Genomic DNA, 16413 nt, shown 5'->3' with positions numbered 1-16413 from the left:
TTCGTTCGACGTTCAATATCAGACCGTCCGTGCTGCCACATTGCCAAGCATTTGCCGAAAAGCCGCAAACAGCTTGCGCATCTGCGGCTGCTTGTAGGGGAACATGTCGACCGGGTCCATCGCATGGACAATCATGTCGCTATCGGCTTCGAAGATCAGCAGGCGCCGGTCGTTGGTTTCGCCGCAATCGATGCCTACGTAGTCCAGTCCCAGTCGCGTGCGGATCTCCGCGAAGGCTTGCGCGTGACGCACCGCGAATCCGCTTTCAAATCCGGCCATGAAAGCTTCTTCTTCGGCGCGCTTGTCTGCGCTGTCGGTCATGCCGGCATTGAGGTAATGAATCATCCAGTGCGAAGAAATCGCCATATGGCTGACGTAGGGTTTTCCTTCAATGAGGATGATGCGGTATTTGCGGAACAGTCCATCCTCGCTGCGATAATCGACGAAGCGCGCGACATAGAATTCATTGCTGTCGTTCGCGGCCAGATAAGCCTTGATGTCTTCCGGATGCTCAAGCTTGTCCAGGCCATGGCCGGCGTGCGATCCTACCGGGCGCGCGATGATGGGAAACTGTCCGTCATCGAGGATGCCGCCGATGGGAATAGCGTCCGCGCCAATCTGTTCCAGCAGACCGCGCGGAATGCGAACCGACCTCGGCATGGCGATGCCGGGCGCATCGCCGAGCAGGGCGCATGCACGGTCACGCGACAGATTTGCAATACGGTCGGGGGCATTGAGCACCGGCCGCGGCCAGTGCGGCGTTACCGCAGCCAGTTGTTCAAGCAGGTTCCGGTTGTCGTCCGATTCACCGACAGCGACAAACATGACGTCATGCTCAGGCAATTCCGGCAAAGCATCCATGTTGGGCGTCAGGTACAGCATGTCGAGTGTGACATCCGACTGTTCAAGCAGAAATTCCAGTGGTGTATTGGCCATCAGATCGCCGGGCGCCATGACGGCCAGCAGGCGGATTGCCGGTTCGGGCGTGGCTGCGGGAATGCGGTAGATCTGTTGCAATGCCAGCGCTTGCACCTGCATCGCCAGCGCAATATCGCGGTTGCCGGTCAATTGCAGCACCGTCGACAAGTCCATCAGCGTGTGGGCGTCATCGGGGAATCGGGTAGAGCGCTCGATCAGCTGGGATCCCAGCGGCTTGAGATCGACCCCCGAGAATGCCTGGCGCATCAATGGCGCAAGGCCGATCAGCGGCGCACGGGTCTCCGGCATTGCGGTGTCTGGAGCTTGAATGGATTGCATCACAATGCTGCGCTTTCTGTACGAACGGTTTCCATCCGACCGAACTGCAGTGTCGCCTTGAGCAAGGCATCGACATCGCCGACGTTGGTACGATGATTGAAGAGCGCGACGCGGATTGCAAGCTTGCCGTCGATAATGGTGGTTGAGGGCGCCGCAATGCCCGATTCCTGCAGGGCAATGACAATGTCGTTGTTGATCCTGTCTGCGTCGTCAGTGCTGTCGCAGCGATAGCGGAAGCAGACGATGCTCAATGAAACCGGAGCGAGCAATTCAAGTTCCGGTTCGGACGCAATGCGCTGGCCGAGATATTTCGCCAGTGCGCATGTGCCGGAGATGACCTGTCCCAGACGGTCAATGCCGTAGGTCTTGATGGCGAACCAGGTCTTGAGTGCACGGAATCCGCGCGACAGGTCGGGGCCGAAGTCACATGGCCATGGCGAGTTCGCTGCCATACCGCGTGTTTCGCGCTGAAGATAAGCGGCAGGGGATGCGAAAGTGTCATAGTGCATCGCACCGTCGCGTACCAGGATGAAGCCAGCGTCGTACTGTACCTGTGCCCATTTATGGAAGTCGAATGCAATCGAATCCGCGCGTTCTATGCCGTCGAGTCGCGGCGCGATATCGGGCGCCATGATGGCGAGCGCGCCATAAGCACCGTCGACATGGAACCAGAGCTTTTCTCGCTCAGCTATGTCTGCGATGGACGACAAATCGTCGACCGCGCCGGTGTCGACCGCACCTGCGGTGCCGACGATAAGAAATGGCGTGAAACCCTTGCGCCTGTCTTCGTCGATGGCGTGCTGCAGGGCAGTCAAGTCCATTTCACCGCGCCGGTCGAAGGGAATCGGACGCAGGGCATCGAGTCCCAGGCCGGACAAGTCCATTGCCTGCGCGACGCAGCCATGCGCGGCCTTGGAGGCGTAGGCGACGAGCCGCGTGCCGCTTGCCGCAAGGCCGCTCTTGCGCACGCCGGTGCCGAGCGCAGCGGTTCTGGCCACCAGTACGCCGATCAGGTTGGCCATCGATGTGCCGGTGACGAAGATGCCGCTCGCGGTCTCTGGAAAACTAAACAGCTCACGCACCCAGCGCAGGATCTGGCGTTCGACTTCGACCGGAATCTGCTCCCGCCCGCCGACATTGGCGTTGATGCCTGCAGCGAGCATTTCCGCGAGCATGCCGACCGGCGTGCCGCCTCCCTGTACCCATCCCATGAAACCCGGATGCGCATTGCCTATCGCATAGGGCAGAACGTCCTGCAGAAAACCTTGATGCACTGTGTCGAGCGAGGAAGGCGCATAGGGCAGACCTTCCTTGAAGCGATCGCGGACTTCGGCTGGTGCTGCCTGCCATACGGGGCGTTCGCGAAACTGCTGCATGTAGTCGAAGATATCGTCAAGCATACGATGTCCCTGGGCGCGCAATTCATCCCAATCGGACGGATCGAGCGTGTGCGGAGATGGCTGTTGCATTCTTTTCCTGCAAGAAGTAATTTCGCCGTCCATTATCGTTGCTGGAGCCGAAATGGAAAACGGGAATATGAGGGTTTTCCGCGCGGTTTTGCGGGAGATGGGGTGTATGCAGCGGTTAAATAGTGCATTAGACAAGAAACGAACGGCGTACATCGATAGAGAGACTACGCAAGAGTCTTGGTGTTATACCAATATTTTTGCGTTCGCTAGCGCTACCTCGCCGCCACAACCCGGTTTTTCCCTGCGCGTTTGGCTTCATACAGTGCTTCATCGGCGCGCTTGATCAGGTCGGTCTGTTCTTCATCGTCATTGCGCAAGGCCACGCCGGCGCTGAAAGTGATCAACAGCTTTTGATTGTCATGCATGAAAATCCGCTTGGTCAGTTCCCGCTGCAGCCGAGTCACGGTTTGTACCGCTTCTTCAAGCGGCGTGTCGGGCAGGACGATCAAAAATTCTTCGCCGCCGAAACGGGCAATGACATCCATTGTGCGCAGGGTTTCCTTGATGACGCGCACCAGGTGAATCAGCGCGCCATCGCCGGCCGTGTGTCCATAGGTATCGTTGAGGCGTTTGAAATCGTCGAGGTCGAGCAGCGCGACGCAGAGCGGCGTCTTGCGCCGCGTCGAACGGGCAACCTCGCGCTCATAGGCGTCGTCAAGGCCTCGGCGGTTCAGGCTGCCGGTCAGCTGGTCTTCGCGTACCAGCTCGCTCATCTGCTCAAGCTGGGACTCCAGTTGCTCGATCCGTGCTTCCGCTTCCTGCACCTCTTGCTTGGCGGCGATGATGTCTTCCTGCGAGCGCAGCACTTCCGTCTGGGCCAGGCGCGTGTCGCGCATGACGTCTTCCAGGATGTGGTTCAGTTCGATGATGTCCTTGGCCTGGCTGATCTTTTGCGAATAGTTACCCATCTTCTTGTGAAAGTCGCCGGTGCTGGTCGCGACTTCGCCGAGACGATCGATAAAGGTGATCATCATGTTCTTGACGGTGACCTTCGCCTCTTTCAGGCTGTGCTTGAGCACGCCTTGCTTATAGATCACTTCCTTCAGGCTGCGCGTGGCATCGAGCAGGGCGCTGCGGCTTAGTGGCCCGGACAGCAAATCCTGAACGTTGGCAAGCTGACCGCTGAGCCAGGAATCATCTTCCAGCAGCTCGCCGATGTTTTCCAGCAGAAGCTGGAACAGGCGCAGCAGCAGCTCGTGTTCCTCGGCCAGATCGTCGGCTTTCAGTTCGATGCGAAAACAAAGCTGCTTGAGACGGGCGCTGATATCGTTCAATGCCGGTTCCGTGGTGGCGTTGCGCGCGGAAGAAGCAAGCATTTCGGATTCTTCGGCGAGTTCCGGCGCATTGCGCAGCAGGGAGCCAAGGGCAAGGGTCAAGGTGCGCACCAGCAGTTCGCGCAACAGGCGCAATTGCCGGCTCTCGGTTGCCACCGGAGCTGCCGGCAATGCGGCTGGTGTCGGCGCAGCGGCCTTCGGCATGGGAGTGGCCGAAGGCATATCGACCAGCGCGACGCCTGCGGATTTCCGCACGGGCGGTGCGACCATATCGACCAGCGCGATATCGCGGGATCTGAGGGGAGCGGCTGCGGGAGTATCCACCAGAGGTATGCCGGCGGATTTCAACGCCGAGGCCGCCGCCGCCGGTGGAACAGTCGCTGTATCCGGTTTTGCGGTTGTGGTCTTTGGATTCAGATGCCGTTCAATAAGTTGCGAAAGCTGTGCGCTGTAGCCATCCCAATCGCGCTTGTCGTGCGCACGCTTGAAATTATTCGCCAGCCGGGCCAGTTCCGTGGAAGCGCCGGACAGGCTCGTGGCAAATTCGGCAAGAATCTTTTCGGGACCCGCTATGGTCTTTGCACCGGCAATTTCTTCGTAGATGTCGCGATACGCATCCGGCGTCGGCGCAATGCGGCGCACGGCCAGTCGTCGAAACGCTTCACGGGCAATATCGGTGGGGCTTTGCAGCTCCGGCTTTTTTTCACTGTCTTGCATACGTACTTTCGCGGCCGATTCAGATAAAGTCCGGCATCGAACGATAGTATCGCTTGCCACAGCATTTTAGTGATGCAATAGAGAATCAAAAAGTTGCTTGTTTTGTGTTTTTGACAGCAAAGGGCCGGCTGCCATGTCGTTTCATTCGACCAGATGGTTTTTGATCGCGTAATGCGTCAGTTCGGCGTTATGGCGCAGTTTCATTTTTTGCAACAGGCGTGAGCGATACATGCTGATCGTCTTGACCGAGAGCGAGAGTTCACCGGCAATGTCACTGACCGTTTTTCCCGATGCGATCATCACCAGCGTCTGGTACTCGCGATCGGAAAGCGTTTCGTGCGGGGGGATGTCCCGGTTTTCGTCGCCGACCTGATTGGCGAGCTCCTGCGCCAGCGCCGGGCTGATGTACTTGCGACCGGAAGCCACCAGCCGAATGGCGTCGACGAGTTCCGCCGGCGCGCTTTGCTTGTTCAGATAGCCGGATGCGCCCGCCTTGAGTGAACGAATTGCATACTGGTCTTCGCGATGCATGGACAGCATCAGGACGGCGAGCTTCGGTGCTTCTTTTTTGATCTGCTTGAGCACTTCGATGCCGCTGCGGTCGGGCATGGAAATATCCAGCAGGAGTACGTCGGCATCGCCGCGCCGTGCGAGCTTGATCGCGTCCGTACCGCTCTCGGCGTCGCCGGACACGATCATGTCGTCGCTGTCGGCAAGGATCTGTTTCAAGCCCTCGCGCACAATCGCGTGGTCGTCGGCAATGATGATTCTGATGGGCTGGTGTGCGCTCATGGTGTTGTGTGTTATTGGGTGAGCGGGATACGCAATGTCAGTTCGGTGCCGCCGCTGGCCGCGTTCGATACCGACAACTGGCCGCCTAGGGCATTGGCGCGTTCGATCATGCCGCGTATGCCGAAGGACTTCGGCTTCATGCGGTCGGCTGCATCAATGCCGCGTCCATTATCGGTGACTTCCAGCCGTACGCTGCGATTGGTGCGTGTCAGGCGTACTGTCACCATGCTTGCGTCGGCATGCTTGCCGATATTGGTCAGGGCTTCCTGAAAAATCCGGAACAGCGCGGTGGCCTGATCAGGATGCAGCGGTATCTCTTTTTTGCTGCTTGAGAACTTGCAGGGAATGCCGAGTTGTTTTTCAAATTCCTTCGATTGCCAATCGATTGCGGCAACGATACCGAAATCCAGCATGCCCGGCCGCAGATCGACCGAGATGCGGTGGATGGCTTCGATGGTGCGGTCGACCAGCGCATCGACATAGTCGGTTTTTTCAGCAAGCATGGCGTCGTTCGGCAGGCGTTTCGTCAACAGGGCAAGCGCCATCTTGATCGCGGTGAGGTTGCCACCCAGATCATCATGAATTTCGCGGGCGATACGTGTGCGTTCGTTTTCCTTGGCCGTTTCCACATGTGCCGACAATTCGGCAAGCTGCGCGCGCGAACGCTCGATTTCCGCCTGTTCCAGCTTGCTTTCGGTGATGTTGGTCATGATGCCTTCCCACTGTATGCCTTGGCCGGGCAGGGCACGTGGTGTGGAGCGCAGATTGATCCATTTGATGTCGTGCCATTTTTCGATCCAGATCCGGCCTTCCCAGTTCCATGCCTTCATGCTGGTCGACGAAGCCTGCATCGATTCAAGATAGGATGCCTGGTCTTCCGGCAGTATGAGATCAAGAAACAATGACGACTCGGTGCGCAGCCGTTCCACGGTAATCCCCAGCAGGGCATGGCAGCCTTCACTCAGGTAGGGAAAGCTTATGCTGCCGTCCGGCCGCTGCAGGAATTGATACACGAGCCCGGGCGTATTGGACACGATGGCGCGGAAGCGCGCTTCGGAAATGCTTAAGGCCGTTGCCGACGCCTGCCGCGCGCTCAGATCGTTGCCGATTGCGATATACGACGCACCGGAATCGGCGGCACAAAAAAAGACGCGAAACTCGATAGGATAGGTCGAGCCGTCCTTGCGCACATGCGTGGTTTCGAATTCCGCGCGCTGGCTCTCGCCAGAACGCAAAGGGTGCAGAACTTGTTCAAGCGTGTCGACCGACATGTCGGGTGCGAGGTCGGTCATGGACAGCGCTTGCAGTTCGCTACAGGTGTAACGCAGGTTTCGGCGCGCGGTCTGATTGACCTGAATAAAACGCAGGCTGGCGCAGTCTACGATGTAGATTTCGCTGAACGAGCCCTGCATGAGGATGGGAAGCCATTCCGCTTGCATCATGTCGAAGGTTTTTCCATGTGTATTTTGAACTCGTGCCTATGCGCATTTTGTGCCGGTCACAATGCTTGCAGGTTGCGATCAGCTGGCAACGCGCAAACCGGTAGCGGTATTCACGCCATTGAACGGCGACTTCCATCGTTGCAGCCAGTCCGCAAATTGCTCTGCTGGCATGGGTTTGCCGATGAAGTAACCTTGCCCCTGATCGCAACCCATGGCGGCGAGCAATTCCCATGCTCCCAAGGTCTCTATACCTTCCGCAACTACTTTTAGCCCCATGTTATGACCAAGATCGATGGTGGAACGAACGATTTTTGCATCGTCCGGATCGTTTTCCATTTTCAGCACAAAGGATTTATCGATCTTCAATTCGTGAACGGGCAGGCGCTTGAGGTAAGCCAGAGAAGAATATCCAGTTCCGAAGTCGTCGATCGAGAGGTCGACACCCATGGCGTGCAAGCCTTCGAGTGTCTGTTGCGCACGGACCGGATCGTCCATGATTGCGCTTTCCGTAATTTCGAGGCAGAACGATGACGGGGCCAGGGCATGTCGCGCGAGCACCGCGGCAAATTTTGCCGGCAACTCTTGGTCCAGCAGGTCGCGCGTGGAAAGATTAACCGATACGCGCAGCTTGATGTCGCTCGCCTCAAGCTGGCTGCACAAGGCTGCGGATTGCTCGATCACCCATCGGGTGAGCGTACGGATGAATCCGGTTTTTTCTGCGAACGGAATGAAGTTGTCAGGGAAGACCATGCCGCGTTCGGGATGCACCCAGCGCACCAGGGCTTCGATGCCGACAACTTCGCCGGTGCCTAGCATGACCTTGGGCTGTACATACAGGCGGAACTGGTTTTCCTCGGCGGCACGGCGCAATTCGCTGAGGAGCGACAGACTTTCCTGGCTGGACTTGTCGATGGCTGGATCGTAAACAACCGCTTCGTTGCCGCCGTTTTTTGCCGCATACATGGCGACTTCCGCCCGGCTCAGCAAGGATTCGGCATCGGTGCCGTGGCTGGGGAATCCGGCGATGCCGATTCCTGCGCCAAGGTCGACATTCTGGTCTTCCAGCGATATAGGCATTTCGAGCGACGTCAGGATGCGGCAGGCAAGTTCGCGTGCTTCATGGACGTCCGTGCCGGGCAGGAGCAGGGCGAATTCGTCGCCGCCGAGGCGCGCGAGCCGGTGCACCGGGCTGGTCAGTTGTGCCTGGAGACGCTCGGCGACACGACGCAGCAGCGCATCGCCAAAGCTGTGGCCCATCACATCGTTGACGTGCTTGAAACGATCGAGGTCCATCATGAGCACATGGCAGGATCCATGCCGCTTGCGCGCATCAGTAATTGCTTCATTAAGCAGGTTGGCAAACTGCGCGCGGTTCGGCAGGTCCGTGAGCGTATCCCAATACGCCAGGCGGCGAATTTCAAGTTCGCGGTTCGATATGCCGTCACGCATCCGCGCAAAGGCTTGCGACAGCTCGCCGATCTCGTCATCGCGGCGCATTTCAATTTGTCCGCGATAGTCACCCGCGCCAAGACGTTTTGCGGTCTCACCCAGCTTTCGCAGCGGGCCGGTAATGCGTTTGGCCACGAACACGCTGCCGACTACCGCCACTGCAATGCCAATGGCCGTAAGGATGAGCAGGTTGATTTGCAGCCGCCGATACGGCGCCACCGCTTCACTGACGGAGCGCTGGAGGACGACGATGACTTGTTGTCCGGAATTCTGTGCGAGTTGCACGATACGTGTGCTGAAGTCGCTGTCGCCCAGAGTTAGTTGCGGCAGAAACTTGGTATTGGCCGGCATGCCGCGTAACTGAGGGGCAAGAATAGAAGCCTCGGTGGGGGACAAGGTCGACACGTCAAGCACCCAGGTACCGTCGGTCCGGCTGCTCAGGATGGATACCTGCAGGGAGGACAGCTCGCGCATGTCAGCGGCTATTCGTTCTTCAATCGCAAACGCCATCGCAACCCAGCCGATGGTGATGGGCGCCTTTACCGGGACTACGACAATCTGGTAAGGGCGATTGTCGACGATGCCGGTTCCTGCCGCGCTGCCAGTCTGCTCCGCCTGGTCGACCAAGTGCAGAATAGACTTCTCCAGGTCCACACCTGGCGTTGCGGCAGTGGATGCCTTGATGCTGCGGTCCAGTCCGATCAGGAGTGCATGCGACGCTTCGATGCGGTCGCCGTGATTGGCGAGCGCGGATTCAGCCGTCTCCCTGTCGTTGCTGCCGATCGCTTGCTTGAAACCGTAATCGGATGCGAGCAGCCGCGCACCCTGGATCAGCTTTTGAGCATATTGATCGAGCAGACGCCCGAACACGCGTTCGCCGATCTGAAGTTCGTCGCGTATCGCCAATTGCGCGTTTTCGCGAATGCCGGTCTGGATTGCAAAAAAACCGGCGAGCTGCACCGCGAGTATGAGCACAAGAAACAGGATGACGATGCGGCTTTCAAGACTGCGCAAGCGCATGAGACTTTCCTATCTGGCGTTCATGTTGACGGTGAAGTTTGTGACCGCGTCGCTCGCAGTCAGCGTGATTTGCTGCTCCGGTATTGGCGCAGCTGGAGGCAGGTTGGCATGCCATGTCTTCAGCCGGTACTTGCCGGGAGCAAGACCGTCAAGTCTTGCCTTGCCGGATGTGTCAGTCCTGGCAAAGTAGGGTGTGGGAACGACGTGGATATAGGCGACCATCTGGTCATGAATGTTGCAGCCGATGACGACCGTCCCAGGCTTGTCGAAGTTGACCGGGTTTTCCGGCTCGCCGGCATACAGCTTCAAGTCGAATACCTTGGCGGGCGAAAGCGAATAGACATGATGGCGAACCGTATCGTTGTTGGGGAATGAAATATTTGTACCAACCTGAATCACAGTCATGGGCGGCAGAAATTTACGTCCTTTTTGTTCAATATCGACAGTCTTTTGGGACTTTGGCAGCGCCGGTCCTGATAGCGGCTCTGCATATACTGCGACATCAGGCAATGCCGCGCCTGTAGCACCAAAAACCTGAACTGATGCGGAGGCGGCATGAGAGTTCGCAATGCCTGAAGCGAACAGGAAAATAAGTACAAGGGCTAGCAGCGTGCGCGGCATCCGGAAACGTGACAGGAACGTATGCGCTGACGGAATAGAAAAATTGCTCATTTGCTTACGGTATCGCGGTTCATCGAGCGTGGGTGCAACTAGCGCGCGAAAGGCGACCAAGCCGATAAAGCATGGATGAGTAGTAAGGAAGAGATTCCGCCAAATCTTGAAAGCCGGGAACAATGCATTTATCTGACTGAGCCGCAACATTGTGAACGGGAGCGTTTATGGTCGATATCCTGAAAGCGTGGCGGCACATTGAGGGCATTCTGATTTGCAATACTGGGAGCGACTTTATCACAAGCTTTTGAAATTTAATCGCTGCCAGGAAAGGGAGGCCGAAAAAGCGCAGAGAAATCTTGTCTCTTGATTTGATTTGTGGTGACTGTGATCAGAAGATAGAGCGACGCGCCTGACCAGAAGGGAAGCTTGGAAACAAGCGATGTGATGCAATTACAGTTGCAGTTACTTGGCCGTATTGAATCTTCAACCGCTCAAGCATGCCTGTAAACCAGAAAGGGGTTAGATCTTGCGATCTAACCCCTCGTTATACTGGTGCGGCTGGCAGGAATCGAACCCACGACCCCTTGGTTCGTAGCCAAGTACTCTATCCAGCTGAGCTACAGCCGCGAAAAACAAAATTATAGCACCCATTCAACAAACTTTGGAAGCCCCTCCAGAAGCATTTTTATATTGCTCCCTTGTACACTTTCAGAACCGAGGGCGGGCAGTGAACAAGCATCTTCCTAGCGCTTCTGATATTGGGTTGACCCAAACAATATTTCTTTCGACTTGTCATCCACCAGTGGTTTGCGCAAACTGGCCAACACCTCGACACCGCGTTTCACTGCCGGGCGTTCACTGATTTCATCGAACCAGCGTTTCGTATTCGGAAAATCTTCCCATTCGATGCCCTGGTTTTTCCATGAGCGCAGCCAAGGGAAAGTCGCAATATCGGCAATCGTGTATTCATCGCTGGCGAGGTAACCGGTCTTCGATACCTGTTTGTCGATTACGCCATACAGGCGTCTGGCCTCATTGGTATAGCGGTTGATTGCGTAGTCGATTTTTTCCGGCGCATAGATGCGGAAGTGATGCGCCTGACCGAGCATGGGACCGACACCGCCCATCTGGAACATCAGCCATTGCAGAGTCGTGAATTTTTCGCGGTCGGTATTGCCAAGGAATTTGCCGACCTTGCTGGCCAAGTAGACCAGGATAGCGCCCGATTCAAACAAAGAAATCGGCTTGCCGTCCGGACCGTCGGAATCCATGATCGCAGGAATTTTATTGTTGGGAGAGATCGCGAGAAACTCAGGCTTGAACTGGTCGCCTTCGCCGATGTTGATATGGTGGACCTGGTAGGGGAGGCCACACTCTTCCAGCATGATGTGGACTTTGTGGCCGTTTGGGGTGGCCGTGGAATAAACGTCGATCATCTTCGCTCCTGCGATGTTGTTGGACTGTCAAATGCTGCACGGATTATGCAGCGATTCGACAGTCCTTGCAGAGCGGCTACTGCAGAATCAGGAGCGGGTAATCGGAAGCTCGGTATCGCGCGAAGGAATCGCCATGTGCTTCGCCAGTTCCAGCTTCGCGATCGAATTGCGATGGACCTCGTCCGGGCCGTCCGCAATACGTAGGGTCCGGTTGCCTGCCCACTGGCCGGCGAGCGGGAAGTCGTCGCAAACGCCACCGGCGCCATGCGCCTGGATTGCCCAGTCGAGCACCTGTTGCGTCACGTTAGGGGCGAGCACCTTGATCATCGCGATCTCGGCCTTTGCATGCTTGTTGCCCACGGTATCCATCATGTAGGCAGCCTTCAGGGTCAGCAGGCGGGCGGTGTCGATCATGATGCGCGACTCGGCGATGCGCTCATGCCATATGCTTTGCTCCGACACCTTGCGGCCAAACGCCACGCGATCGTTCAGGCGCTTGCACATGTACTCAAGCGCCCGTTCCGCCACGCCGATGGCGCGCATGCAATGGTGGATGCGGCCAGGCCCAAGGCGACCCTGCGCGATTTCGAAACCGCGGCCTTCGCCGAGCAGAATGTTGGAAGCAGGTACGCGCACGTTTTCAAACAGGATTTCGCAATGGCCGTGCGGCGCATCGTCATAACCGAATACCGGCAGCGGACGCTTGATGGTAACACCCTTGGCGTCGCGCGGCACCAGGATCATCGATTGCTGCGAATGGCGCGGTGCATCCGGATCGGTTTTGCCCATCAGGATGAAGACCTTGCAGCGCGGATCGCCTGCGCCGGAAATCCACCACTTATGGCCATTGATGACATACTCGTCGCCGTCGCGCTGGATGCGCGTCGCGATATTGGTTGCGTCGGAAGAGGCCACTGCCGGCTCCGTCATCGCAAATGCCGAACGGATCTCGCCGCGCAGCAGCGGCTCCAGCCATTCGCGCTTGTGTTCCTCGGTGCCGTAACGCTCGATGGTTTCCATGTTGCCGGTGTCCGGCGCGGCGCAGTTGAAGACTTCGGGTGCCCAAGAGACGCGTCCCATGATTTCGCACAGTGGAGCGTAATCGAGATTCGACAGGCCTTCAGGTGCGCGGGTCGACTTGGGCAGGAAGAGGTTCCACAATCCGGCGGCGCGTGCCTTCGGCTTCAAGTCTTCAATCAGCTGTGTCGGAATCCAGCGATTGCCTTTTTCACGGCCATTGCGGTCCACCTCTTCATCGAAGGCTTTTTCGTTCGGATAGATGTGCTCATCCATGAACTTCAACAGCTTTTCCTGCAACTGCTTGCAACGATCTGAATACTCGAATTCCATCATGTCTCCTCGGGTTGGTCCCTGTGTTTACGTCCTAGGTTTTCGCTTAATCATTTTTGCCGGAAGCATAGTCCCAGCCCATCTCAGCCATGGGCCGCGCGGATTTGCCGGACTTCAGTGCTTGCTCGCTCGATGCCGTGCCATCCACATAGCGTTTCATGATGCCTTGCAGGATGCCTGCCATGCGGAACATGTTGTACGCCAGGTAGAAGTTGAAATCTTCCTTGCGTATGGTCTTGCCGGTACGCTCGCAATACTTCGCGATGTATTCTTCCTCGCTTGGAATGCCGAGCGATTTGTGATCGAGCCCGCCGATGCCGCGGAACTGTCCCTGCGGAATATGCCAGCTCATGCAGTGGTAGGAAAAGTCGGCCAGCGGATGACCAAGCGTCGACAGTTCCCAGTCCAGCACAGCCAGGACGCGCGGCTCGGTCGGATGGAAAATCATGTTGTCGAGGCGATAGTCTCCATGCACGATGCTGGTATCGTCGCCAGGTGGGATATTGTTGGGCAGCCATTCGATCAACTTATCCATCGCGTCGATCTTTTCCGTTTCGGACGCCTTGTATTGCTTGGTCCAGCGGTCGATCTGACGGACGAAATAATTGCCGGGCTTGCCGTAATCGGCGAGGCCGATGGCCGCATAATCGACGGTGTGCAGCTGAGAGATCACACGATTCATTTCGTCGTAAATGGCAGCGCGTTCGCTGTTGCTCATGCCGGGCAGCGACTGGTCCCACAACACGCGTCCGTCAACGAAATCCATGATGTAGAAAGCACGGCCGATGATGGACTCATCGGTGCACAGCGCATACTGTTTTGCTGCCGGGAAGCCAGCCTTGTTGAGCGCATTCATTACACGGAATTCGCGGTCGATCGCGTGGGCAGAAGCGAGCAGTTTGGCCGCAGGGCCTGGCTTGGTGCGCAAGACATAACGCTTGCCGTCGGCCGTCAGCTTGAACGTCGGGTTCGACTGTCCGCCATTGAACTGCTCGACGCTCAGGTCGCCGGAAAAACCTTCGACGTGCCGGCGCATGTATTCCTGCATGGCGCCAACGTCGAATTTCTGACGGTCCGACACTGGCCTCGTACCCATGTACTCTTCAAACATCTCGTCTCCTTTGCAAGCCGCGGGAAAATTGTTATCGACACATTCTACCGCTAAAATCGTACGACCGTACTATTCTATTTTCATTTGCCGGAGATGCGTAAAACATTCTTCGCTTATGACTGGCGGTTGCGCGATTTTAGGTATTGATCGAGCAAGACTTCCATCGTCGTATGGCGCGACTCGCCCTGCAGCGTCGAGATCGGCGAGTAGTTCATCACCCGCACCACCCAGTCCGCATGCACAGCGCCGACGTCGATCGCATTGATGCAGCCGGCGGTCTGCGCAAGATTGCCCAGGAATATTCTCTGGTTGGTCAATGCATAGGACAGGATGGCGCGGTTGACGCCGCCATGCAGGACCAGCAGGACCGTGTCCCAGGACTTGTCTTCGCGCAGGCGGTCGATGCAGGGATGCACCCTGTCCATCAACTGGCCGATCGATTCACCTTCAAGAAATTTTCGGTCTTCGGGCACGACGCCATCGAATGCGCCGACGAATGCCTCTTTCAAACTTTCATCCGGTATTGCCGACAGCTTGCCTCCGCGCAGCTCTACGAGTTCGGGCCAGCGTTCCAATTCGATCTGCTGTCCGGTTTCGGCAAGCACCCGGGTTGCCGTTTCGACGGTGCGCGGCAGGCCGGATACGATCACGCGGTCGAAATGCAGTTTTTCCTGGGCAAATACGCGGCCAGCGGCGGCGGCTTGTTCGCGTCCAAGCTCATTGAGAGGCACCTGTTCCGGTAGAAAAGGTTTGCCCTGTTCGTCGAAGTAAGTAACGCTGCCGTGACGCATCAGGTAGATGCGCCGTCTGTGTTGTGAAGTCATTTGTAGCGGGGTGTCCGTTTTTCGAGAAATGCACTGATGCCTTCAAGCGCATCGCGATGGTGCAGGCTTTCGACAAAGTGCCGTTTTTCGGATTCGAAATGCTGAGCCAGCGTATTGCGCTGCGCCTCATGTGTCAGAGACTTGATGCGCTCGACAGAGTTCGGCGACAGTTGGGCGAGTTCATCGGCCCAGGCGAGTGCGGCGTCCAGTGCGGTGCCGTCCGGAACGAGACGATTGACCACGCCGACTTGATGCAGCCGTTCCGCCGTGATCGGTTTGCCTTCGATGAGGACTTCGGCTGCAAGCTGGCGCGGCAAGGCATGTGAAAGGAACCAGCTGCCGCCCCCATCCGGCGTCAGGCCGACCTTGACATAGGCCATGAGAAACTTTGCCGATGCCCCTGCGACGATCATGTCGCAGGCAAGGGCCAATGAAAAGCCGGCGCCGGCAGCGGTGTTGTCGACGGCGGCAATAACCGGTTTGGGACAATCGCGGATTGCTTCTATCCATCCATGTAGGTTATCGATCGACTCTGCCTGGACCGACTTATCCTTGCTTCGGTTTTCAAGCAGCCGGTTCAGATTGCCGCCGGAACAGAAAAAGCCATCAGCGCCCGTCAGTACGACGGCACGGATGGAGTCGTCGCGTTCGGCGGTAGACAGGGTTTCTATGGCTGCCGCATACATGTCGGGGTGCAGTGCATTGCGCGCACCCGGATTGGAAATGGTCAGGATAAGGGTGGCGTCTTGGCGGGATGCTTGGAGTTCGGCGGACATGGCAGAAGGCTTGTTTATCGGAATGATGCCCGCAGGGCCAGGCCGGGCAGGGAATGAAGAGTGAAATTTGTTTTCTATTATTGCCGAAATATGTCGCGAACGTCGATCCAGCGGCAATATCGCAAAAACTGCGGTAAGCTGTTTCGACCCATACCATTCAGAAACAAGGAGACAGTGTGTTAAAAATATGTGGATTCGCCGCCAGCAATTACTACAACAAGGTAAAGATGGCCTTGCTTGAAAAGGGCATCGACTTTGAAGAAGAACTGGTCTGGACCAATCGTGCGCCAGAACTTATGGCGCGCTCGCCCTTGGGCAAGATCCCTTTCTTTGAAACCGAGCACGGCCGGTTGCGTGAATCTCAGGTCATGCTGGACTATCTGGAGTCCGCCTATCCGGAAAAGCCTTTGATACCTGCCGACCCGTTTGCCGCGGCTCAGGTACGCGAAATCATCACCTTCATGGAGTTGCATCTGGAACTGGTTGCGCGCGAACTCTATGCGGAAGCTTTCTTTGGCGGCAAGGTGTCGGATGAAGTCAAGGAACGCACGCGTAAACTGCTGGCTCGCAATGCCAAGGCGTTCGGAACGCTGGTCAAGTTTTTTCCCTACATCGCCGGAGCGGAATTCACGATGGCGGATTGCGCCGGCATGGTTCACCTGCCGCTCGTCAGCATGGCGTCAAAAGTGATCTATGGAGAAGACTTGCTTGCCGAATTGCCGACGCGCGAATACGTCAAGATGCTGAGCGAGCGTCCGTCCGCACAGCGTGTCAACGCCGATCGAAAGCTCAACCAAGAAATGATGAAGTCGATGGTGAAGTAAGCAAGCCAAAGCAGGGCGGCTTATCGCATAAGGCAACGAGGAACGCTTTAGAAAAAT

General features: G+C 57.0%; 13 protein-coding genes and 1 tRNA gene. 1 reads left to right on the top strand and 13 read right to left on the bottom strand.

Annotated elements, in window-relative coordinates; all coding sequences use genetic code 11:
• Window positions 1-18 precede the first annotated feature (18 nt).
• The 13 genes from D3871_RS08885 to D3871_RS08825 all read right to left on the bottom strand — a co-directional run bounded on the left by D3871_RS08885 (window position 19) and on the right by D3871_RS08825 (window position 15532).
• On the bottom strand, window positions 19-1257 hold the full coding sequence (locus D3871_RS08885) for an ATP-grasp domain-containing protein (protein ID WP_233575566.1): 1239 nt from the start codon (window positions 1255-1257) through the stop codon (window positions 19-21).
• Window positions 1257-2726: a pyridoxal phosphate-dependent decarboxylase family protein gene (locus D3871_RS08880; RefSeq protein ID WP_119768557.1), complete on the bottom strand. Its 1470-nt coding sequence runs from the start codon at window positions 2724-2726 to the stop codon at window positions 1257-1259. The genes D3871_RS08885 and D3871_RS08880 overlap by 1 nt, the downstream gene beginning before the upstream one ends.
• A gap of 212 nt (window positions 2727-2938) precedes the next feature.
• Window positions 2939-4717, bottom strand: coding sequence for a GGDEF domain-containing protein (locus D3871_RS08875; protein ID WP_233575565.1), 1779 nt, complete (start codon window positions 4715-4717; stop codon window positions 2939-2941).
• A gap of 141 nt (window positions 4718-4858) precedes the next feature.
• Window positions 4859-5509 (bottom strand): response regulator, encoded by a 651-nt coding sequence (locus tag D3871_RS08870; RefSeq protein ID WP_119768556.1) that lies wholly within the window; start codon window positions 5507-5509, stop codon window positions 4859-4861.
• Between the two features lie 11 nt (window positions 5510-5520).
• Window positions 5521-6951 (bottom strand): PAS domain-containing sensor histidine kinase, encoded by a 1431-nt coding sequence (locus tag D3871_RS08865; RefSeq protein ID WP_119768555.1) that lies wholly within the window; start codon window positions 6949-6951, stop codon window positions 5521-5523.
• A gap of 78 nt (window positions 6952-7029) precedes the next feature.
• Window positions 7030-9420, bottom strand: coding sequence for a putative bifunctional diguanylate cyclase/phosphodiesterase (locus D3871_RS08860; RefSeq protein WP_119768554.1), 2391 nt, complete (start codon window positions 9418-9420; stop codon window positions 7030-7032).
• Window positions 9421-9429: 9 nt separating this feature from the next.
• Window positions 9430-10215, bottom strand: a complete 786-nt coding sequence (locus D3871_RS08855) for a methylamine utilization protein (protein ID WP_147376762.1) — start codon at window positions 10213-10215, stop codon at window positions 9430-9432.
• Between the two features lie 370 nt (window positions 10216-10585).
• Window positions 10586-10662 (bottom strand) — tRNA-Arg (locus D3871_RS08850).
• A gap of 116 nt (window positions 10663-10778) precedes the next feature.
• Entirely contained in the window at window positions 10779-11471 is a 693-nt protein-coding gene (locus tag D3871_RS08845) for a glutathione S-transferase N-terminal domain-containing protein (protein ID WP_119768552.1), read from the bottom strand.
• 87 nt (window positions 11472-11558) lie between these two features.
• A complete protein-coding gene (locus D3871_RS08840) occupies window positions 11559-12821 on the bottom strand; it encodes an acyl-CoA dehydrogenase family protein (RefSeq protein WP_119768551.1) in 1263 nt (420 codons plus the stop codon).
• Between the two features lie 46 nt (window positions 12822-12867).
• Window positions 12868-13932 (bottom strand): phosphotransferase, encoded by a 1065-nt coding sequence (locus tag D3871_RS08835; RefSeq protein ID WP_119768550.1) that lies wholly within the window; start codon window positions 13930-13932, stop codon window positions 12868-12870.
• 113 nt (window positions 13933-14045) lie between these two features.
• Window positions 14046-14756, bottom strand: coding sequence for a histidine phosphatase family protein (locus D3871_RS08830; RefSeq protein WP_233575564.1), 711 nt, complete (start codon window positions 14754-14756; stop codon window positions 14046-14048).
• Window positions 14753-15532: an oxepin-CoA hydrolase, alternative type gene (locus tag D3871_RS08825; RefSeq protein WP_119768549.1), complete on the bottom strand. Its 780-nt coding sequence runs from the start codon at window positions 15530-15532 to the stop codon at window positions 14753-14755. Before D3871_RS08825 ends, D3871_RS08830 begins: the two co-directional genes overlap by 4 nt.
• A 176-nt stretch (window positions 15533-15708) precedes the next feature.
• On the opposite strand from D3871_RS08825, the gene D3871_RS08820 reads away from it, so the two are divergent.
• Window positions 15709-16356: a glutathione S-transferase gene (locus D3871_RS08820; protein ID WP_119768548.1), complete on the top strand. Its 648-nt coding sequence runs from the start codon at window positions 15709-15711 to the stop codon at window positions 16354-16356.
• Window positions 16357-16413 lie beyond the last annotated feature (57 nt).

This window comes from Noviherbaspirillum saxi (assembly GCF_003591035.1).
GTDB lineage: Bacteria > Pseudomonadota > Gammaproteobacteria > Burkholderiales > Burkholderiaceae_D > Noviherbaspirillum > Noviherbaspirillum saxi.
The sequence above is the reverse complement of the archived record's forward strand: the minus strand, read 5'-3'. Positions and strand labels throughout refer to the sequence as shown.

What these genes read in the sequence shown, in the direction of transcription:
- D3871_RS08885 (WP_233575566.1), bottom strand. Translation starts at nt 1,257, where the DNA reads ATGCAATCCATTCAAGCTCCAGACACCGCAATGCCGGAGACCCGTGCG.
- D3871_RS08880 (WP_119768557.1), bottom strand. Translation starts at nt 2,726, where the DNA reads ATGCAACAGCCATCTCCGCACACGCTCGATCCGTCCGATTGGGATGAA.
- D3871_RS08875 (WP_233575565.1), bottom strand. Translation starts at nt 4,717, where the DNA reads ATGCAAGACAGTGAAAAAAAGCCGGAGCTGCAAAGCCCCACCGATATT.
- D3871_RS08870 (WP_119768556.1), bottom strand. Translation starts at nt 5,509, where the DNA reads ATGAGCGCACACCAGCCCATCAGAATCATCATTGCCGACGACCACGCG.
- D3871_RS08865 (WP_119768555.1), bottom strand. Translation starts at nt 6,951, where the DNA reads ATGATGCAAGCGGAATGGCTTCCCATCCTCATGCAGGGCTCGTTCAGC.
- D3871_RS08860 (WP_119768554.1), bottom strand. Translation starts at nt 9,420, where the DNA reads ATGCGCTTGCGCAGTCTTGAAAGCCGCATCGTCATCCTGTTTCTTGTG.
- D3871_RS08845 (WP_119768552.1), bottom strand. Translation starts at nt 11,471, where the DNA reads ATGATCGACGTTTATTCCACGGCCACCCCAAACGGCCACAAAGTCCAC.
- D3871_RS08840 (WP_119768551.1), bottom strand. Translation starts at nt 12,821, where the DNA reads ATGGAATTCGAGTATTCAGATCGTTGCAAGCAGTTGCAGGAAAAGCTG.
- D3871_RS08835 (WP_119768550.1), bottom strand. Translation starts at nt 13,932, where the DNA reads ATGTTTGAAGAGTACATGGGTACGAGGCCAGTGTCGGACCGTCAGAAA.
- D3871_RS08830 (WP_233575564.1), bottom strand. Translation starts at nt 14,756, where the DNA reads ATGACTTCACAACACAGACGGCGCATCTACCTGATGCGTCACGGCAGC.
- D3871_RS08825 (WP_119768549.1), bottom strand. Translation starts at nt 15,532, where the DNA reads ATGTCCGCCGAACTCCAAGCATCCCGCCAAGACGCCACCCTTATCCTG.